This is a genomic window from Sulfurospirillum sp. SCADC (genome assembly GCF_000743525.1).
Taxonomy (GTDB): domain Bacteria; phylum Campylobacterota; class Campylobacteria; order Campylobacterales; family Sulfurospirillaceae; genus Sulfurospirillum.
The window spans coordinates 74,705-93,883 of record NZ_JQGK01000004.1 but is presented as its reverse complement, the minus strand read 5'-3'; the positions used below and the strand labels follow the sequence as shown (position 1 = coordinate 93,883).

The 19,179-nt window shown below is 42.9% G+C and carries 17 protein-coding genes; 5 read left to right on the top strand and 12 right to left on the bottom strand.

Features of this window, described 5'->3' with window-relative positions; translation table 11 throughout:
* Nucleotides 1-26 precede the first annotated feature (26 nt).
* The 3 genes from JU57_RS03725 to JU57_RS03715 are packed head-to-tail and all read right to left on the bottom strand — an operon-like array spanning nucleotide 27 to nucleotide 2,403.
* On the bottom strand, nucleotides 27-1,055 hold the full coding sequence (locus JU57_RS03725) for an alanine racemase (RefSeq protein WP_037957128.1): 1,029 nt from the start codon (nucleotides 1,053-1,055) through the stop codon (nucleotides 27-29).
* 4 nt (nucleotides 1,056-1,059) lie between these two features.
* Nucleotides 1,060-1,296: a hypothetical protein gene (locus JU57_RS03720; RefSeq protein WP_037957126.1), complete on the bottom strand. Its 237-nt coding sequence runs from the start codon at nucleotides 1,294-1,296 to the stop codon at nucleotides 1,060-1,062.
* A gap of 9 nt (nucleotides 1,297-1,305) precedes the next feature.
* Nucleotides 1,306-2,403: a L,D-transpeptidase family protein gene (locus JU57_RS03715; RefSeq protein ID WP_037957124.1), complete on the bottom strand. Its 1,098-nt coding sequence runs from the start codon at nucleotides 2,401-2,403 to the stop codon at nucleotides 1,306-1,308.
* Nucleotides 2,404-2,596: 193 nt separating this feature from the next.
* Between JU57_RS03715 and JU57_RS03710 the strand changes: the two genes are divergently transcribed.
* Genes JU57_RS03710 through nuoF form a run of 5 tightly spaced genes read left to right on the top strand, consistent with a single transcriptional unit; the run spans nucleotide 2,597 to nucleotide 6,845 of the window.
* Entirely contained in the window at nucleotides 2,597-2,959 is a 363-nt protein-coding gene (locus JU57_RS03710) for an NADH-quinone oxidoreductase subunit A (protein ID WP_037957122.1), read from the top strand.
* Nucleotides 2,950-3,468: an NADH-quinone oxidoreductase subunit B gene (locus tag JU57_RS03705; RefSeq protein ID WP_037957120.1), complete on the top strand. Its 519-nt coding sequence runs from the start codon at nucleotides 2,950-2,952 to the stop codon at nucleotides 3,466-3,468. The genes JU57_RS03710 and JU57_RS03705 overlap by 10 nt, the downstream gene beginning before the upstream one ends.
* Nucleotides 3,461-5,128: an NADH dehydrogenase (quinone) subunit D gene (nuoD, locus tag JU57_RS03700; protein WP_037957117.1), complete on the top strand. Its 1,668-nt coding sequence runs from the start codon at nucleotides 3,461-3,463 to the stop codon at nucleotides 5,126-5,128. Before JU57_RS03705 ends, nuoD begins: the two co-directional genes overlap by 8 nt.
* Nucleotides 5,125-5,604 carry an NADH-quinone oxidoreductase subunit NuoE gene (gene nuoE, locus JU57_RS03695; RefSeq protein ID WP_037957115.1) on the top strand — a complete coding sequence of 160 codons (480 nt, stop codon included), beginning with the start codon at nucleotides 5,125-5,127 and terminating at the stop codon, nucleotides 5,602-5,604. Before nuoD ends, nuoE begins: the two co-directional genes overlap by 4 nt.
* Nucleotides 5,601-6,845: an NADH-quinone oxidoreductase subunit NuoF gene (nuoF, locus tag JU57_RS03690; RefSeq protein ID WP_037957113.1), complete on the top strand. Its 1,245-nt coding sequence runs from the start codon at nucleotides 5,601-5,603 to the stop codon at nucleotides 6,843-6,845. The genes nuoE and nuoF overlap by 4 nt, the downstream gene beginning before the upstream one ends.
* Nucleotides 6,846-6,891: 46 nt before the next feature.
* Here nuoF and JU57_RS13660 read toward each other — a convergent pair whose 3' ends face one another.
* The 9 genes from JU57_RS13660 to JU57_RS03645 form a co-directional block, all read right to left on the bottom strand.
* Nucleotides 6,892-10,017, bottom strand: coding sequence for an N-6 DNA methylase (locus JU57_RS13660; RefSeq protein WP_051906564.1), 3,126 nt, complete (start codon nucleotides 10,015-10,017; stop codon nucleotides 6,892-6,894).
* A 162-nt stretch (nucleotides 10,018-10,179) separates the two neighbouring features.
* Nucleotides 10,180-11,685 carry an NADH-quinone oxidoreductase subunit N gene (locus JU57_RS03680; RefSeq protein WP_037957111.1) on the bottom strand — a complete coding sequence of 502 codons (1,506 nt, stop codon included), beginning with the start codon at nucleotides 11,683-11,685 and terminating at the stop codon, nucleotides 10,180-10,182.
* Nucleotides 11,685-13,166 carry an NADH-quinone oxidoreductase subunit M gene (locus JU57_RS03675; RefSeq protein ID WP_037957108.1) on the bottom strand — a complete coding sequence of 494 codons (1,482 nt, stop codon included), beginning with the start codon at nucleotides 13,164-13,166 and terminating at the stop codon, nucleotides 11,685-11,687. The genes JU57_RS03680 and JU57_RS03675 overlap by 1 nt, the downstream gene beginning before the upstream one ends.
* Before the next feature lies 1 nt (nucleotide 13,167).
* A complete protein-coding gene (nuoL, locus tag JU57_RS03670; RefSeq protein ID WP_037957105.1) occupies nucleotides 13,168-15,051 on the bottom strand; it encodes an NADH-quinone oxidoreductase subunit L in 1,884 nt (627 codons plus the stop codon).
* Nucleotides 15,048-15,368: an NADH-quinone oxidoreductase subunit NuoK gene (gene nuoK, locus JU57_RS03665; RefSeq protein ID WP_037957101.1), complete on the bottom strand. Its 321-nt coding sequence runs from the start codon at nucleotides 15,366-15,368 to the stop codon at nucleotides 15,048-15,050. The genes nuoL and nuoK overlap by 4 nt, the downstream gene beginning before the upstream one ends.
* Nucleotides 15,365-15,862 carry an NADH-quinone oxidoreductase subunit J gene (locus tag JU57_RS03660; RefSeq protein WP_037957098.1) on the bottom strand — a complete coding sequence of 166 codons (498 nt, stop codon included), beginning with the start codon at nucleotides 15,860-15,862 and terminating at the stop codon, nucleotides 15,365-15,367. The genes nuoK and JU57_RS03660 overlap by 4 nt, the downstream gene beginning before the upstream one ends.
* Entirely contained in the window at nucleotides 15,859-16,353 is a 495-nt protein-coding gene (locus JU57_RS03655; RefSeq protein ID WP_037957096.1) for an NADH-quinone oxidoreductase subunit I, read from the bottom strand. The genes JU57_RS03660 and JU57_RS03655 overlap by 4 nt, the downstream gene beginning before the upstream one ends.
* On the bottom strand, nucleotides 16,354-17,637 hold the full coding sequence (locus JU57_RS03650) for a complex I subunit 1 family protein (protein ID WP_037957093.1): 1,284 nt from the start codon (nucleotides 17,635-17,637) through the stop codon (nucleotides 16,354-16,356).
* Nucleotides 17,634-19,148, bottom strand: a complete 1,515-nt coding sequence (locus tag JU57_RS03645) for a 2Fe-2S iron-sulfur cluster-binding protein (protein WP_037957090.1) — start codon at nucleotides 19,146-19,148, stop codon at nucleotides 17,634-17,636. Before JU57_RS03645 ends, JU57_RS03650 begins: the two co-directional genes overlap by 4 nt.
* Nucleotides 19,149-19,179: the final 31 nt, after the last annotated feature.

The window sequence follows — 19,179 nt, the reverse complement described above, 5'->3', positions numbered from 1 at the left end:
GAGAACTAAAAGGTATGTAGCCTCCGTTAAATAACAACACGCCTTAGTGCAGGATAGAGCTTTGTAATGATCTCATAACTGATCGTATGAAACTGCTGCGCCAAAGGGTTGGCATCCTCAAACATGCACACCTTTTGAGCATCGCCACCGAGGCAAAAACTGTCCATAGACATGCGCCCCTTGGTAAGACTGCCATCTGCCATTGGAACAGGACGAAAGCCATCAAAACGAAAAAATCCATCCCCATAGCCAATGTCATAGGTTGAGATCAGTTCGTCCTCTTGGGCTTCATAAACCCCACCGTATCCAACACGTTCCCCTTTTTTCAAGATACGAGAACTTAGCTTTTCTGCCCAAAGGGCAAGAACAGGTTTCAGATCGAATGAAGCGATAGAGGAAGGAAGCGTCGTGTAGCCATACATCGCGATGCCTGAACGGGCATAATCATCACTCCCAATGGAGCTAACACGCAAGAGGGCGGCGGAATTGCACGAGTGAAAAGCGATAGCGGGCATTCCATACGCTTGGGCTATCGCTTTGATTTTGAATTTCGCGCGCTCAAAATTGGCACGTTGCCAAAAGAGTTCGCTGTTCAGCTCATCCGCACTTCTAAAATGAGTAAAGACCCCTTTTAAGCGCAATTCTTTTGCATGTATCAGTGCCATCGCTTCTTCAATGTGCTCTTCTTTAATGCCATTACGGTGCATCCCCGAATCAAGACTGAGATGAATCGAAGCACCTTTGGGCAGTGCTTGAAGCGCTTCATACGAGTGTGTGGCAAGCGAGATGGAAGGCGAGAGTGTTTTACATGTAGGATGGTCAACTAACACCAAAACCTCTTCAAACAGATCGGCAATGGATTCTGCTTCTTCGATATTTTTAACCGCAGCGCGCAGCAGCCCGTACTCAGAGGCTAGTTCTGCCATTGTCCTCAGATCATGCCCATACGCGTTGTCTTTTAAAACCGCCATGAGCTTTGTTTTGCCCCCAGCTTTGGCACACAAAAGATCAAGATTATGAAAAAAGTGTGCTTTATGAATTGTAATAAATGCCATTATTTTACGCTTCCACCCCAAGATTGCGGATTACAAAACCCCTTATTTTTCGGGCTTGATAATCGAGTTTATAAAAATGTTCGTATACCGTTTTTGCATCGAGCATTGGGGCGCTTGAAAAATCAAACGCGATCCCTTTGCCATCTTTTGGAACATTTGCATCTATATAATCCATAAACGCATCTCTGGCTTCAATAAGTTTTGCAAGCTCCGTATCAATCTCTATTTCGTTTGGATTCATCGTCTATCCTTATTTCTCTGCTAAGACCTGCATTTTATCACCGATAAGCTCTATGTAAAGCTCTTTCTCGCCTTTTGAGGAGAAAGAAGGACTCTTGTACGTTTGGTAAAATGATATTTTAAAGAGTTTGCGATTATCAATGGTCGGATAAGGCACAATGCTCATATTCTCAAACAAAATTGTTTTTTTCTCTTTACGTGAGAAAATCTGTTTTTTTGTATTGGAAAATGCGACTTTGCCTGAACCATCCGCGCGCTTAAAATCATTGGAATAATAGTTCAAATAGGCATTGATGTCATTGACTTTCCAAGCACGTTGCCATTTATACACTTCACTTAAAATCGTCGCAATTTGCTCACGTGTCATTTTAGGAACTTTGGATTCGCCAATAATTACAACAGCACTTTGCGCGTTAATTTCGGTATCGAGCGTTAAGAGTTGGTTGTTCTCAAAGGCAACACACCCTTTGGTACGATCATCGCGATCTTTCCCATCAATGGGCATACCGTGAATCCAGATACCATCGCCGCTTTTATTGCGTAACGTGTCAAAAAGATTGGGATAGGAGAGCACAAATGCCAATGGTCCATAGAACTGATCCGTCGGCTTAAAGCGTCTGGTGATTTCATAAACCCCTACAGGCGTTTTAAGATCGCCTCGCTTGAGTTTGTCGCCACTTTTCCCCATAATCACATCGTCATGCCCACGCACCAGTTTCAAACCATCGGTTTCAATGTGGTAGACTTCACACCGTTTTTTCTCTTTTTCGCAGACAACAAGCGACTCGACATCTTCATAGTAACCATAACTGACATCAAGTCCTTTAAGGTGTTTGAGCCAATAATCACGGGATACACTCTCTTTTTCGCTCGGTGCTTTTGGTTTTACAAACCTATTTTGCCCCAGTTTCACCGCAGGTTCAAGAATCTCTTCTTTCTCTTTTTTAACCTCTTTAATCGGAGCTTTGACCTCTTTGGATTCAAACTCTTTTTTGAGGAAATCCTCAACAGCGTTGATACCTTTCGTTTTGTAGATTTTATAAATATCCTCAGCCGTTGCCGCATATAAGGCAAGAGCACACAGAGACAAGAAGACCAGATAGCGCATACAACCCCTCTTTACATAGACGTTCACTGCTAGAAACAGCACGTGAGTCTACTACAATTTTTGGGGCTATTCTATAAAAAAATCACTTAAGAGCTCCTCTTTTGACGAATCCGAATTGATTTTCTTTTTTTACGTACATTTTAAAAATCTTTGGTTATTATCAATCCATCGAACTTCAACGAAAGATGTGCCCATGTCACTCGAACTTATGTTAGCTTCTTCAATCGTCGCTCTACTGGTCATCCTTCTTCCCACACTTTTTTTACTCAGTCGCAAACTTGGTCCTTCCAGCGGTGGCACTAAAGCCAAAAACAGTGTGTACGAAAGCGGGATTAGTTCTCCCATCGGAAACAGTGAAAGTCGCTTTAGCGCCAAGTTTTATCTGGTGGCGATTTTATTTGTGCTTTTTGATGTCGAGATCGTCTTTATGTTTCCTTGGGCTGTCAATGTGCGAGAACTCTCCCTTTTTGGGCTTTTTGAGATGTTTACCTTCATCGGACTGCTTCTGCTAGGTCTCATTTACATCTACCGTATCAAGGCACTCTCATGGCAGTAGGCGCAGAAGCAATTTTTGGCGAAAGCCTCATTACCACCAAACTGGACAGCGCCATTTCATGGGCAAGAGAATCCTCCATGTGGCCGTATGTTTTTGGAACCGCCTGTTGTGCAATCGAATTTATGAGCGTGGCCAGTAGCAAATACGACATCTCCCGTTTTGGTGCCGAAGTCGTGCGCTTCTCCCCTCGCCAAGCCGATCTGCTCATCATCGCAGGAACCGTGAGTTACAAGCAAGCGCCGATTTTAAAAAAGATTTACGATCAAATGAGCGAACCCAAATGGGTCATTAGCGCAGGAGCGTGTGCGTGTAGCGGTGGTTTTTACGACAACTACACCACGCTTCAAGGCATCGACAGCATCATCCCTGTGGATGTGTATGTCGCAGGTTGCCCTCCGCGTCCTGAAGCCTTTTTGGACGCTCTTTTGGAGGTTCAAAAGATTCAAGCCTCACAAAGCCTTTTAGAGGATCGTGCTAAACGTATTTTTAAAGGGGTGCTCGATGTCTAAATCCTTTAAAGAACAGTTCAAAACCTCTTACAGCGTGGATGCGTATGGCGCGTTTGTTTTAGATAAAGCACTTATTTTCAAAGCCTTTCAGACACTCTTGGAAGAGGATAATTACACCTTTTTGGTCGACATCACCGCGATTGATTATTTACATGTAAAAACGCAACCCGAGCGCTTTGCCGTTGTCTATCTTTTGCGCGATCAGAATTTTCAAAACCTTATCACGATCAAAACTTACATCGACAGCTCCCTTGCAACGCAAAGCGTGACACCACTGTTTAAAAGTGCGAATTGGGCGGAGCGAGAGATTTGGGATCAGTACGGCATTCACTTTAAAAATCACCCCAACCTCAAACGCATTTTAAATCACAAAGAGTTTGTGGGACATCCATTGCGCAAAGACTATCCGATTACGCAGGGGCAACTATGCCACCAAAGTGACACGCTGATGGATGAGATGACACCGCGCCTTAAATCCAAAGGCTACACTTCACACGAAGATCTGATGTTTTTAAACCTTGGCCCAGCACACCCTGCAAGCCACGGGACGATTCGCACCTTTGTGGCACTTGATGGCGAAAATATCACCTCCGCGGTCAGTGAGATCGGCTACTTGCACCGTGGCTTTGAGAAGTCGTGCGAAAACCATACGTACAATCAGATTATTCCCTATACTGATCGGCTGAATTACTGCTCGGCGATTTTAAACAACATCGCTTACGCCCACGCCGTTGAGGGCATTTTAGGTGTTGATCTGCCTGAGCGCGCGAAGTTTATTCGTGTTATCATCGGTGAGCTTTCACGCATCATCGACCACCTTGTCTGTTTGGCGGCGATTTTGGTGGATATGGGAGCCCTGACCAATTACTGGTACCTTTACAACCCACGCGAGAAAGTGTATGACCTTCTCTCTAAACTTACCGGAGCACGCCTGACCAACTCGTACATGCGCATTGGTGGGATGAGTTACGATCTGTACGATGGCTTTGAACATGATCTCAAGGTGTGTCTTAAAGAGATCCAACAAGGGGTCAGCGATACGCTCAAACTGATCGAACACAACCGTATTTTTCATGACCGTACCCAAAATGTAGGCATTATTTCCAAAGAAGACGCGATCAACCGAGGACTGAGCGGGCCCAATCTTAGAGCCTGTGGCGTACCTTACGATCTTCGTGTCACGGCACCTTATTACCACTACGAAACCTTTGATTTTGACATCGCTTTAGGCAGTGTGGGCGATGTGTACGATCGTATGATGGTGCGTTTTGAAGAGATCAAGCAGAGTACACGCATCATCCATCAAGCGATGCAACGCTTACCCGAAGGTGCGATTTGCGTGCAAGATCATGCGATCTCTTTGCCGCCTAAAAAAGAGGTGTATAGCAACATCGAAGGCTTAATGAATCAGTTTAAACTCATCTACGAGGGGGTGAAAGTGCCTGCTTCTGAGTACTACCGAGCGATTGAGGGCGGCAATGGGGAGCTCGGCTTTTTCATCGTCAGCGATGGCAGTGGCACACCCTACAAAGTCAAAGTCAGACCTCCGTGTTTTTACGCGATGGCGGCATACCCACGCATCATTGAAGGCAGCATGATCGCCGACGCGGTTCTAACCTTGGGGAGTCTTAATATCATAGCAGGGGAGTTGGATCGATGAGCACCTTTTTATTCAATCAAGACAATGAGGAAAAATTTAGTGCCCTGTTAGAGCGCTACCCCGATAAAAGCTCCTTGATGCTCCCTTCGTTATGGATGGTTCAGTACCAAGAGGGGTGGATTAGCCTTGATGCAATGCAATTTGTGGCGAAAAAATTGGGATGTTCGGCGATGGATGTCTACTCAGTCGCTTCGTTTTACTCGATGTTTTTGCTTCAGCCCATTGGAACACATCATATTCAGCTGTGCAAAACACTCTCCTGTATGCTAGCTGGGGCTAAAACCTTGCAAGAGCATCTGCAAAATCGCCTTGGCATCAAAGCAGGAGAAACCACGAAAAATGGCAAATTCACCCTCTCGTTGGTCGAGTGTTTAGGCTCATGTGGGACAAGTCCTTGTATGCGACTCAACGATGATTACATCGAAAATCTCACACTTGAAAAACTCGATGCGCTTTTGGAGGAACTTTCAAAATGATGGTGAAACTGGTCAGTAAAAATTTTGAGATTCCCAATGCGCATACCCTCGAAGTCGCGCGAAACTATGGTCGTTATGCCTCTTTAGAGAAACTTTTTACGATGAGCCCTGATGCGGTTACCGCGGAAGTTGAAAAAAGCGGACTGCGTGGCAAAGGTGGCGGAGGTGCGGCAACGGGCGAGAAGTGGCGGCTCATTCCCAAGAACAGTGACAAACCTATTTACTTGGTCATTAACGCCGATGAGGGCGAACCGGGAACCTTTAAAGACCGTCAGATTTTAGAGTTTGATCCGCATCTGCTCATTGAAGGCATCATCGATTCTTCTTACGCCATCGGTGCGCATCATGCCTATATTTACGTTCGTGGCGAGTATGTTTTTTGGATCAACCGCTTACAAAATGCCATCGATGAAGCCTATGCTGCTGGCATTTTGGGCGAGAACATTTTAGGGCACGATTACGCTTTACATGTAACGGTTCATAAAGGAGCTGGGGCGTACATTTGTGGTGAAAAAACCGCCCTTTTAGAATCATTGGAAGGCAAACGCGGACATCCAAGACTCAAACCCAAAGGAAAAGAACCTGAGTGGTTTTTTGGTAATCCAACGGTCGTTAACAATGTCGAAACCATCGCCAGTGTGCCGTACATCATCAACGAAGGCTACGAAGCGTACCGCGCTTATGGCTCAGCAGAATCACCTGGCACGATGCTTTTTGGCATCAGCGGTCAGGTAGAACGACCCGGTGTCTATGAGCTGCCGTATGGAACGAGCATGAAAGAGGTGATCTACACGCTATGCGGTGGCATTAAAAATGGTAAAAAACTCAAAGCCATCATTCCCGGAGGCTCATCGGTGCAGATACTCAGAGCTGATGAGATCGAAGATATAACGCTGGATTACGAAAGTCTCAAAGCACATGGTTCCTCTTTGGGAACCGGCGGTATGATTGTGATGGATGAAGAGGTGAGTATTCCCGAAGTGATGAAAAACCTCTTTGAATTCTACCACCACGAATCCTGCGGTCAATGCACACCGTGTCGCGAAGGCACCGGCTGGGTCGATCACATTTTAACCAAAATCTTAGCCGGTAAAGGCACACAGGAAGATTTTAAAATCATCCTTGATGCCTGCGATATGCTCAATGGCAAAACCATCTGTGTTTTCGCACCTTCTGTTGCGTTCATCGCGCAGAGTTACATTCAAAAGTTTCGCGAAGAGTTTGAGACATTGATTCAATAGCTTTACATGTAAAGGCTATTTGGAACTACTTGCATTTTCAATTTATTTAGAATGTAACCATTAATTTTTCAATTTTTGTAAGTTCTTCTTCCATGGAAACTTTAAGTTGCTCGATAGTCATATATTTATGAGCTAGCATCTTTTGTGTTTCAATGTCAAAATCACCATTTAATAAAGTTGGTATTTTGATCATACATTGCTCTACCATTGATGGATAAACTTTTGTAAATTCATCTTCACCTTTGTCGCCTTTGCGCCCTTTTGCAAGAATTCTAAGTTTCGGTTCCAATGTAAATTTGATATAGTTTAAGTCAATTTTTAATACTTTTGGAATCAGTACTCCTCTATCGCCATTTGCTGAAAACTTACCATCTAAAACTTTTATATATCCAGCAAAACCATTTGTTGCCCAAGTGAGATATTCCCCATCATAATCATAGCTATTAATATATGTCAACGGTGCAATATTTGAAGCTGAATAGACTGGATAAATACCTATATGCTCCTTACCATAGGTTTTTGTGTATTTTGATAAGCCTTTTTTTATTTCAAAAATATCACCTATTCTAACTTCACTAAAATTCTCTGATTCATCATCAATTTTTACTTTCAAAGCTCTGATAATTTGTTTATATTCAGCTACTTTTATTTTTAGATCATTAATGATATTATATTTTTCTACAATATTTTTCTGGGTTTCAACATCAAAATCGCCATTAGCCAAAATAGGAATGTGTAATTTTATATTTTTCATATTTTTTAATGATGACCTAAGCCCTCTATCAAATCCATAAATATGTTTACATTCTTCAAGTTTTATCATAAGAAATTCAGACAATATACATTCATTTAATATTTTTATTGCACCACAATGGTCAGTTGTAACAAATGACTGGTTCTTCTTAATGGTATTGAATTCAAAGTTACCATCAATGCCCCACAAAACTGTGTCAGTATCAAAATTGTTTATATTTGAAGTATGATGGAATCCTATTGGAGCAAAGACATTTGCGCTGTATATAGGAATATCTCCCACTATTTCTCTTAATTGGGTTTTTGTTACTCTTTTTCCAATGAACAGATCAAAATATTTATCATCTGATAAACTAATTGTCTGAGATTGGATTATCTTGTTTTTTTTTTGGCTTGTTTCTTTAATTATTGCACTAAATCCACCTAAAGTTTCGGACATATCTTGTACAATCGAAGCAAAATCAAGCATGCTTACTGCTTTATCTTCTTCTTCAATACCTAACGCTATCTTTTCTTCTTTACTCCACCATCTATCCACTGACCAATGAGTATCAGGTATAAATTTATCTATTGAAAATATCTTACATCGTGGATCTTTGTTAAATTCTGCAAAATTAGACTTATTGCCTTTAAAGAAATTATAGAGTTTTGTTGCTTCACCAAGATCGTTTTGTTCTATATTAAATCTATAAATATCTCTACTTTCTCCTATTTCACTCACAAGATAGGTAAATACGGGGTCACATTGAATATCTGATTTTTTATTTTTTTTGGTCAAACATAAGATATATGTTTTCTTATTGGTCGTAAAAAATGTATTGAGCGGTAATGAAATAATCCCATCAATAAAGCACTCTTGCTTAATGAATTCTCTTAGATTTTTGTCATTTTGACGATTAAAAATACCATCTGGCACAACAATAAAGGCTTTTCCATTTGGTTTTAAAGCCCTAATAATCCACTCCATAAAAAGACCCTCAACACCTATGGCATTGATTTTATAGTATTTTTTTAATTCAAGATCTTTAGTGATTTCATCTTTTAGATTGCTACTTCCACTTGTGACATATGGTGGATTAGTAAGAATTAAATCATACTCATTTTCTATAGGATCTCTTAAAGTACCTAATATTGAATTTGTTTTAAGGGTAAACGTTTCATTGAAAATCTTTCCAAATTCAACCGTATGATTGGGATAATCTTTAATGATTTCACTAAAATAAATAAGCATATTTGCTTTAGCTAATATAATTGTTTTCTGTTCGTCTTTATCAAATCCTTTATCAAATCCTCTTATAGTGATTTTGGGGATAACTTTCTCCCCTTCGACTTTGTAAAATTGAGATAATCTACTTTTGACTGGTTCTAATAAAAACTTGCCCACACCACATGCTGGGTCACAAATAACTGCACCCTCTTTAACTTCATCTTTGACCATTTCGTTAATAGCACGGATGACTTTCATAGGGGTAAAAAATTGACCCCAATTTTTTTTGCTAATACTCTCTTTTAAAAAACTTTCAAAAAGTTGACTTTTAAAGTCGTAGTCAATATGCTCTAACCTTCCATAGTCAGCAAATTTTTTGAGAACTTTTAAGAAAACGGTACTATATCCTGACACAGATTTTTGGTCTTTACTTACAAAAATAGTGCCATTGATAATAGTAGTGTTATCAAGTGTATTGTATGGAAAAAGTTCTTTTATTTTTTTTCTAATATTATCTGCATAATATTGAAGTATTTCATCATCTGTTCTTTTTCCTTGCAAGCTATATACAAAATCAAAACTATCAATGTCTCGTAAAATACCTAAATCACTTAAATATTTAAAAATAAATAGTTCCACGAAAGTATAGAGACAATTTTCAGGAGTTGCACCACTTACACTCCAAACATCTTGCCATATAGAAGTTGCTAGATCTGTTGGATTTACTAGCTGTTTTGGGAGTATATTATTGTTTTTTTCGTTGATTGAATAGTTTATTTTTTCTATAAGAGAGGCTATATTTTCATCTGAAGGACTAAACGCTGTTGTTATTGGGTTGCCATTTTCATTACAAATTTTTTGACCTGTTAAAGCATTAACCCAAACCGTATCAATTGTATCTGTTGCAATGATAATTTTTGAACCTAAAATCTTTGCAACTTCTATTTCTTGAGTAATTGCTTTATCTTTTTGTTTACTTGTTTTAAACTCTTTAGGTTGTTTAAATTCGACAATTGCAATTACATCTTTGTTGTTAATAATAATTCCATCTACTTTTTTTAATTCTAATGAACCATAATCAACATTACGAATAATATCAGCGGTTCTAAGGGCTTTGAGCGTTGTTGCACCAATGCAATAATAATTCCATTTACCAATTTTTGAAGTTGGGTTTTTTTTATCTAGCCCTCTTTGGATTAACTCTTCACTCATGTATAACCTTACTGATTTTTGAAAGAATACCTAGTAATTACTAAATTTTCCTATAAATATTTCAAAATGAAATAATATTAGACAAGAGCCAAAATCATTCCATAAATTAAAGATTCATATTTTATTAAAATTTTTGGCAAAAATAGCCTTTACATGTAAAAACTATTTGATAAACAACGACATATACGAAAGTCTCGCCGTATCGATCAAGAAATCCACCCCTGGGAAATAAGCGATGAAAGTATTGCCAATACCTCCCCAAATAACAGCAACTGCAATCACACCAATCGTAATGGGCGTAATGCCGCTCAGTGTGGGGATCATGGCTCCTTCTTTCTCACACGCTGGGTAAAAGTACATCAGTGCGATGAGTTTGAAGTAGTAATAGATGGAGATAAATGTGGCGATGATGCCGCATACGGCGAGAAAGGTGTAGCCTGCTTCGATGGCGCCTGTGAAGATGTAGAATTTACCGACAAATCCGATGGTACTGGGGATGCCAGCAAGGGAGAGCATAAAAACACTGAGCATCGCTGCCATATAGGGATGCACATGTGCAAAGCCACGAAAGTCCTCATACGTAACGCGCACATGCTCATCGGCGGCGATGTAGGAGATCAGTCCAAACGCACCCATCGCGGAGAGAAAATACGCGATAAGATAGAAAATGATGGACGATGAAGCGCTCTCCCCTGCGTAACCGATAGAGACAAACGCGATGAGCAGATAGCCTGTGTGAACGATGCTCGAGGCTGCAAGCATACGCTTCAAACTCTCTTGGATGATCGCCAAAAATGTTCCATAAAGCAGTGTTGCTAAAATAACGACGACAAAAAGCGTGTCCCAAATGTCGCGAATCGGGTCGAGATCGATCAGCATCAAACGAAGAACAAAGCCAAAAATCGCCACTTTGAACGTTGCTGCCATAAACGCTGTTACAGGCAGAGGTGAGCCGTCATAGACGTCAATCGTCCAGTTTTGAAACGGAAACGCAGAGATTTTAAACAAAAATGTGACCAAAATAAACGTTGCACCGATGATAATCAGCGAAACATCTTTGCCCATTAATCCATCGAGTGCTTTTCCAAGGTCACCTAAAATAGTTGTGCCAAGTCCTGCGTAAATCAGCGCAGAACCCAAGAGAAAAAATGCGCCTGAGATGGAGCCAAGCACTAAATATTGGTAGCTGGCTTCGACGCGTTTGTCGTGGATTTTTTGAAAGCCGATCATCACATACAAAGAAAGCGATGCGATCTCAAGGGCGATAAATGCCGTTAAAAGCTCATTCGCGTGCACCAAAAGCATCATGCCAAAAACAGAAAACAAAAAGAGCGAGAAAAACTCTTTTTTAAAATGGCGTTTGATTTGAAAATAGTGTGTCCCAATGAGAGACGTTACCAACGCACCACAGAGAATGAGTGCGTCAAAATAGACCGAGTAACTATCCACAATGAGCATCTTGGAAAAGAGTTCTTCCATCGGAAAGGCGGTAAACAGTATGCCAAAATAATAGAGATCTGCCCCCAAAGCCAAAAGCAAAATGACAAAGGTAAAGAGTGAAAAACGCTCCATTGAAAAACGCTCAACGGGGGAGAGAAGCATCAAAAGAACCGCTCCACTCACAACAATGATGAGCGGTAAAAGATAACTGAGGTGTGTCCAAAGCATCACTTCACTCCTACATGTAAAATATCGATGAGATAGTGCTGCAAGGTTGGCTCGATTTTATACAAGAAAAGGTCGGGGTAAACACCCATAGCGATGATGAGTGTGGCTAAAGGAAGCAAACCTAAAATCTCATAAAATGTTAAGTCTTTCATGTTCGAGACATCGTTGTCACTTTTAACCAAAACCGCTTTTTGAAAAACCCAAAACATGTAACTTGCCGCGACTAAAACGGTGAGGGCGGAGAGCACACCAAGGTAAGGATTGTAATGAAAAATGCCCAAAACGATCAAAAGCTCCGCCACAAACCCATTTGTTCCTGGAATGCCCACGGTACAAAAAAGCATGATGGCAAAAAAGAGCGTAAACCACGGCGCTTTGATCGCAATGCCTCCAAGTCCTGCAAGTGAGCGAATGCCTAAGTGTCGCTCCATCACACCGACCAATAAGAAAAGTCCCCCTGTCGCAATAGCGTGCGCGACGATCAAAAACGCACTTCCCATCATGCCTTGCACATTGAGCGCAAAAACGCCGGCGGTGATAAATCCTAGATGCGAAGCGGACGAATAGGCAAACATTTTTTTGATGTTCATCTGACAAATCGCAGCGATGCCAAAATAGACCAACCCAAAAATGCCAAGTGCGACAAAATAGATCGAGAACTCGACAAAGAGGTCTGGGAAAAGAGGCATCATAAAACGAACCAAGGCGTACACACCGAGTTTTGCCATGATGGATGAGAGCAAGAAAACGCCACCTGTAGGCGAGTTAGAGTACGTTTGAAGCAACCATGAGTGAAAAGGAAACAGAGGAATCTTGATCGCAAAAGCGAGCATAAACCCAAAAAAGAGAAAGATTTTTTGCTCACGCGCAATCGTGCTGATGTTGACCAAATCGGAAAGTGCAAAACTCCAAACCCCAAACTCATAGTAGTGCGCCACGCCCAAATAGAGAATGCTCACGAACATAAAGAGCGAGCCCATAATGGTGTAAATCGTGATTTTCAGCGTTGAAAAGACGCGATTTCCCGAGCCAAACAGACCGATGATCATAAAGACTGGCAACAACATCGCTTCCCAAAAGAAATAGAACAAAAAGAGATCAAGCGAAAAGAGCGTACCACTGATGCCTGATTGGATAAAAAGCATGCTAATCCAGTAGCTTTTAGAGCGCGCATTGTTCCATAAAAGTAGATATGCGCTGGGGATCAGCGTGGCGATCAGCATCAAAATAATCAGCGAAAAACCATCAATGCCAAGGCTGTACGAGATGCCATAACTCTTAATCCAAGGGTAAAACTCTTTAAATTGAATCGTCCCTGTGAGCTCAAAATGGGTGTAGATGTAAAGTGCTAACGCGAAAATGGTGAGTGAGACGCCAAACGCGGCATTGCGCGTGATGCGCGAAGAAAGAGGGGCTACCATGAGGACGAGTGCCACGACCATGGGTAGAAAAATGATGATTGAAAGGATGCCGATACTCATGTTACTCCACTGCCCAAATCAAATAGCATGACGCCACGCTGATGCCCAGCATCATAATGAGCGCGTAAAAGCGGACATTGGCATTTTGCACGAGTGCGACCACATGCCCTAGTTTGATAAACCCATGACTCAGCCCCATAATGGCGCGATCAACGATGTTGACATCCAAACTCACCGCAATAAATTCGCTGAGTTTTCGAATGGAACGGACAAATAAAACGTCGTAAATCTCGTCCACGTAAAACTTGTTGTAGACAATGCCTTTGGCCTCTTTGTGGCGTGAGAGATCATACGCATAGAATTTTTGATACGCGATGCCAATACCTAAAAGCGAAACAGTGACATTGAGACCGAGTAAAAACCACTCGGTTTCATGGTTTACGCTTATCACTCTCATACCCCATTCCCCAAGCCACGAACCGATCAGATGGCTTCCGCCTAACAAGGATGGTAAGCCCATAAATCCTGCCAAAAGGGAATCCAAAGCCAACACAACAAGAGGCGCTTTCATCACCCAAGAGACATCGTGCGGATGGTTTACATGTAAAGCATTTTTACCCTCAAAAACGACAAAAAAGAGTCGGAACATATAGTAGGCGGTCAAAACAGCACTACATAGCGCAATGCCCCAAATGACGTATTCGCCACTTGCAAACGCGACAAGCAAAATCTCATCTTTACTGAAAAATCCTGCAAACGGAGGAATACCGCTGATCGCCAAGGTTGCCATCAGCATCGTGAGGTACACCACAGGCGTAACACTGCGCATTTTGCCCATTTTAAAGATATTTTGTTCATGGTCCAACGCGATAATCACCGCACCTGCTCCCATAAACAGAAGCGCTTTAAAAAAGGCGTGGGTAAAGACATGAAACAGCGCACTGCTGTACGCACCCAACCCCACAGCGATAAACATGTAACCCAGTTGCGACATCGTTGAGTAGGCTAAAATCTTTTTAATATCGCTCTGCTTGGTCGCAATCACCGCAGCAAAAAGCGCACTAAACGCGCCAATGTATGCGATGAAAAGACCGACACTAGGAATCAGCTCATACAAGAAAGCAAAGCGCGCGACCATGTAAACACCTGCGGTGACCATCGTTGCAGCATGAATGAGCGCTGAAACAGGCGTTGGCCCTGCCATGGCGTCAGGCAACCAGACGTAGAGGGGAATCTGAGCCGATTTTCCCATCGCACCGATAAAGAGCGCGATGCCTACGATTTGCAGCAAGGAAGAAGGCATGGAAGCGACGTGGTGCGCAATAGTGGTATAACTAAACCCTGCATTTCCACAGTAAAAAAAGAGAATCGCCAATCCCACCAAAAAGCCAAGATCGCCCATGCGGTTGACGATAAAGGCTTTATTGCCTGCAACAACGTTGGAGTTATCTTGGAAATAAAAGCTAATGAGCAAATACGAACAAAGCCCTACCCCTTCCCAACCAATAAACATAATCAAAGGGCCATCGGCAAGAACAAGCAGAAGCATCGAACTTAAAAAGAGGTTGAAGTAGAAGAAAAATTTGCCATACCCTTTGTCATTGCTCATATACGCAGTCGCGTAAAGATGGATCAGCCATCCTACAAAGGTAATAAAAAGCACCATAAATAAAGAGAGTTTATCGCCCAAAAAGCCCATATAGATTTTATATTCGCCCACACTAAGCCATAAATAGGGCTCAAAATGCAACGCTGTTCCACTGTTGGCAACCTCTAAAAAGGCAATGACACCAAAGCAAAAACTGAGGAAGGGTGCAAACAATGCAGGCAGCGTAAACCATCTTTTGGAAAGAGGCATTTGGGTGATGCTGAGCATGTACAAAAGCCCGATCAACACGGCTGAAAGCAGAGGCGCTAGGACAATTCCTGCCAGAAGAGCGCTCATACAGCCTCCTTTTGAGAGAGGGTTCGAAACATGTCCGAATCAAGTGATTTTTTACGACGGTAAAGCACGATAATCAGCGATAAAAACACCCCAGCTTCGGCTGCAGCAATCGCGATGACCAGCATTGCCATCACGTGCCCGCCCATATCGTTATGGTAGGTGCCAAGAGCGACAAAGATCAGGTTAACCGCGTTGAGCATCAGCTCAATCGACATGTAAATGACAAAGATATTTTTACGGCTGATGACGCCTAAAAGACCGATGGAAAACAGTACCATGGCAACGACGATGTAGCCAAAAAGGGTATTGGCGATCATGCTTCGTCCTTTCGACCCAAAACAACCGCACCGATGAGTGCGACGAGGAGTAAAATAGAGATGAGTTCAAACGGCAAGAGCCACTGCGTGAAAAGCTCCATGCCAAGGGGTTTTATCTTCCCAAAATCACTCTCAACACTGTTTACATGTAAAGGCATTTGGTAAAACGCGCGCAAAATCAAAAAGTTGAACGGTAACAGTGCCAAAGAGCCTAAAAAGAGCGTGATGTTTTTAGTGGGCTCTTTGGGCAAATTCGCCTCTTTGACGTTTAAAAACATGATGATAAAAATGAAAAGCGTTAAAATAGCGCCTGCATAGATGATGATTTGCACCATAAACAAAAACGACGCACTTAAAAGAGCAAACAGTCCTGCAAGTGCCAGAATCGTTAAAATAAGGCTGAGCGCACTGTGAACAGGCTGATGAAAACCAACCATGCCAATAGCGCCTAAAATCGCAAAGGAGCCCAGCAGTAAAAAGAGAATATCCATCATTGCTTTTTCTCCTTATTGGCTAAAAGTTGCTCTTTGGTGAGCACAAAATCTTCGCGTTTTTTACCGATAAAACTAAAAATGCCACTGTCCATGCGAATCGCGTCACACGGACACGCTTCCACACATGCGCCGCAAAAGACGCACTCTAAAAGGTCAATATCAAAACGTTTGGGCATCTTCTCATCGACCCCATCCGTTCGCTCTTCGGCTTCGATAAAAATACACTCCGCAGGGCACGCCGTTGCGCACATAAAACACGCCACACAGCGCACACTCTCATCGTCGCGTTTGGTCAGACGGTGTACGCCTCGGTAACGTTCGCTGATGTCGTGCGGTTGCTCTTCGGGATAAAGAATCGTGGAGATATGCGGCTTATCGCTTAGATTGGTGATGAAATGCGAAAGCGTGGTCTTCATACCGCCAAAAATGGCAGGCAAATAGAGCTTCTCTTTGAGGGTATTGCCATGGCGTTTAACGACCTTGATGCCCATCTACAGCCCCTTTACCACGATGATAATCGCGCTAATGACGATGTTGGCAATCGCCAAAGGCATCAGCACTTTCCACCCGAGGGTTTGCAACTGATCGTAACGAAAACGAGGCAGTGTCCAGCGCACCCAAACAAACACGAAATTCATCAAAAATAATTTGGCTGCAAAGGTTAAGACCTGAATGACCGCTGTTGCAACATTCGTAGAGGTTGGTGTCAGCCCAAGATAAAGCAGTGCTCCAAGCCCTGCGATAACCAGAATATTCAGACCAATCAACCCTTTTTGAAGCACCGCACTCTCGGTGTTTCGCACGTCACTTTTGAGATACCAACGGTTATGTTTTTTGATCCAACGCATCGCATAAAAACTGCCTAAAGGAAGGGTTAAAATGATGAAGCCTAACACGTAAGGCATCGTGGTTTGAAGCGTTTGGGTATTGAGGTAGGGCAGATGATAACCGCCCAAAAAGAGGGTTACAATCAACGCACTAGATGCGCTCATTGCGACGTATTCGCCTACGAAAAAGAGTCCAAAACGCATTGCGCTGTATTCGGTGTGGTAACCGCCGACGATTTCGCTCTCGCCTTCGGCTAAATCAAACGGCGTACGATTGGCTTCGGCAAACGCGGTGACGATAAAAATAATCGCCGCAATCGGCTGAACGATAATGCCCCACGCTGGAATAAACCCAAACAGAAGCTCACCTTGATACGCCACAATGTCGCCTAGATGAATCGAGCCATAGGTAATGAGCAGTGAAACTACGGAAAGTCCCATCGCCGCTTCGTAGCTGATGACTTGCGCACCTGCTCGCATCGCACCCAAAAGGGAGTATTTGCTTCGACTCGCCCAACCTCCAAGCATGATGCCATAAACGCTCAATCCCGCTAACGCTAAAAACCAAAGAATGCCCAGATCCGTCGGCAAACCTTGCATGATGAAACGCTCACCGTTGATGATCAGATCATCGGCAAAGGGTATGACCATAAAACTCAAAAAAGCAGAGACAAAGACGATGACAGGGGCTAATGAGAAGCAAAAATTCTCTTGAATAGCTTTGGCTTGAAAATCCTCTTTGAATACCAGTTTAAGCATATCGGCTAAGGATTGAACCAGCCCACCCAAACGAATACCCTTAATATGACAGCGATTGGGACCTAAACGATCTTGGATGAGTCCTGCCACACGACGTTCCACCCAGACCAAAATCGGCGCTAAACCAAGCGAAAAAAGCAGTGCTAAAATGACGTTGAGGATGACCACAAAGACGCTAAGCGTACTCATAGGGCGATCTTTGGTGTTGTTTTCAAAGACTCAAACGTGATTCCTTTAAGCACCTCATAAAAGAAGAGTTCAGCCTCCCAAACCTCTTTACATGTAAAGATCGTATCGCCTAAAATAGAGGCCAAAAGCGTTAGCAGTGTTTTGTGTCCATGCTCGCTTTGGATAGCACAGGGGCTGTACTGAATGTAGCCATCCACATTGATGAAACTGCCCTCGCGTCTGGTGTGTGAAGCGATGGGAAGGACGAGTTCCACCTCTTTACATGTAACCTCACAGCTGGAACAGAGAATCACGGTATTGCGCGTATAGCCCATCGCTTTAATGATTTTTGCATCACTGCGTCCGATAAGCACGACCAGTTCTGCTTTTTCAAGGGCTGTTTCCAACCCCTCTTTGCTCGTCTCAATGTCTAAAAGTGGTAGTGCTCTGGCATTGGCGGAGCGATCATTGCATTTTAAAAAATCATCGCCAAATGTTTCATCAAATCGTTCAGGCTCGTAGGCATTGAGTGTGATTTCATAGAGTTTTGAGAGCTTTTGCACCCGCACCATTTCTTCCAAAGAGAGGTTGGAAGAGAGCAGAAACAGTGTTGTACCCAAGTGGCGCTTTAAAAGACGCTGGAGTTTTCCCTCAGCGTATGCGTATTCGCTCATTTTGCCACGAATCAGGGCATGAAACGTTTGGTTTTCATTCTCTTTGGAGTAACTCAGCCTTCCTGCATCGCAGATAAAATAGCCATTGATTTGGTCGTTGAGTCGTGGACGGTAGCGATAAATCACCTCATTTTTGTACTTCTCTTTGTGGTGATCAACAAAAATGGAACAGCCTCTGCCACAATGATCGCAGATCGCCTCTTTGGTGTTTAAAAACCAGACCCTTTTTTGAAACCGAAAATCTTGGCTGGTCAGTGCGCCCACAGGGCAGAGATCGACCACATTCATCGCATAGGGATTGGAAAGTTTGGAACCGGGAAATGTGCTAATGACCGAGTGATCGGCGCGCGAGAGAACACCTAGTTCATTGGTCTTGGTAATGTTTTTGGTAAAGCGCACACAACGTGTACAGAGTACACAGCGCTCTTGATCAAGCACGACATTCGAGCCCAAATCCACATGCTTTTCGCCTCTGGTTTTAGGTGTGCTCAAACGACTCTCATAGAGTCCTACGTCCATATAATAATTTTGAAGCGAACACTCGCCTGCTTGATCGCAGATGGGACAGTCGATGGGGTGATTGATCAGTTCAAGCTCTAAGATGGAGCGCTTCACGCGGTCGATGTTGGCACCTTTGGTACGAACGATCATACCCTCTTTTATGGGCGTATCACAGGCGATTTGCGGGCGTTTTTGGCCTTCGATTTCGACCATACACATACGACAATTGCCATCTTTTCCAAGGGCTGGGTGGTAGCAAAAATGGGGAATATTGATCTTGTGAACGAGAAGCTCTTCAATTAACAAAGCACTCTCTTTAACCTCTAATACCGTGCCATCAACCGTAATATGCGCCATTAAATTGCTATCCTCGTTGGATGAAGTGTTC

Excerpts from the sequence above, each read along its gene's own strand:
- JU57_RS03725 (WP_037957128.1), bottom strand. The coding sequence starts at position 1,055 with ATGGCATTTATTACAATTCATAAAGCACACTTTTTTCATAATCTTGAT.
- JU57_RS03720 (WP_037957126.1), bottom strand. The coding sequence starts at position 1,296 with ATGAATCCAAACGAAATAGAGATTGATACGGAGCTTGCAAAACTTATT.
- JU57_RS03715 (WP_037957124.1), bottom strand. The coding sequence starts at position 2,403 with ATGCGCTATCTGGTCTTCTTGTCTCTGTGTGCTCTTGCCTTATATGCG.
- JU57_RS03710 (WP_037957122.1), top strand. The coding sequence starts at position 2,597 with ATGTCACTCGAACTTATGTTAGCTTCTTCAATCGTCGCTCTACTGGTC.
- JU57_RS03705 (WP_037957120.1), top strand. The coding sequence starts at position 2,950 with ATGGCAGTAGGCGCAGAAGCAATTTTTGGCGAAAGCCTCATTACCACC.
- nuoD (WP_037957117.1), top strand. The coding sequence starts at position 3,461 with ATGTCTAAATCCTTTAAAGAACAGTTCAAAACCTCTTACAGCGTGGAT.
- nuoE (WP_037957115.1), top strand. The coding sequence starts at position 5,125 with ATGAGCACCTTTTTATTCAATCAAGACAATGAGGAAAAATTTAGTGCC.
- nuoF (WP_037957113.1), top strand. The coding sequence starts at position 5,601 with ATGATGGTGAAACTGGTCAGTAAAAATTTTGAGATTCCCAATGCGCAT.
- JU57_RS13660 (WP_051906564.1), bottom strand. The coding sequence starts at position 10,017 with ATGAGTGAAGAGTTAATCCAAAGAGGGCTAGATAAAAAAAACCCAACT.
- JU57_RS03680 (WP_037957111.1), bottom strand. The coding sequence starts at position 11,685 with ATGCTTTGGACACACCTCAGTTATCTTTTACCGCTCATCATTGTTGTG.
- JU57_RS03675 (WP_037957108.1), bottom strand. The coding sequence starts at position 13,166 with ATGAGTATCGGCATCCTTTCAATCATCATTTTTCTACCCATGGTCGTG.
- nuoL (WP_037957105.1), bottom strand. The coding sequence starts at position 15,051 with ATGAGCGCTCTTCTGGCAGGAATTGTCCTAGCGCCTCTGCTTTCAGCC.
- nuoK (WP_037957101.1), bottom strand. The coding sequence starts at position 15,368 with ATGATCGCCAATACCCTTTTTGGCTACATCGTCGTTGCCATGGTACTG.
- JU57_RS03660 (WP_037957098.1), bottom strand. The coding sequence starts at position 15,862 with ATGATGGATATTCTCTTTTTACTGCTGGGCTCCTTTGCGATTTTAGGC.
- JU57_RS03655 (WP_037957096.1), bottom strand. The coding sequence starts at position 16,353 with ATGGGCATCAAGGTCGTTAAACGCCATGGCAATACCCTCAAAGAGAAG.
- JU57_RS03650 (WP_037957093.1), bottom strand. The coding sequence starts at position 17,637 with ATGAGTACGCTTAGCGTCTTTGTGGTCATCCTCAACGTCATTTTAGCA.
- JU57_RS03645 (WP_037957090.1), bottom strand. The coding sequence starts at position 19,148 with ATGGCGCATATTACGGTTGATGGCACGGTATTAGAGGTTAAAGAGAGT.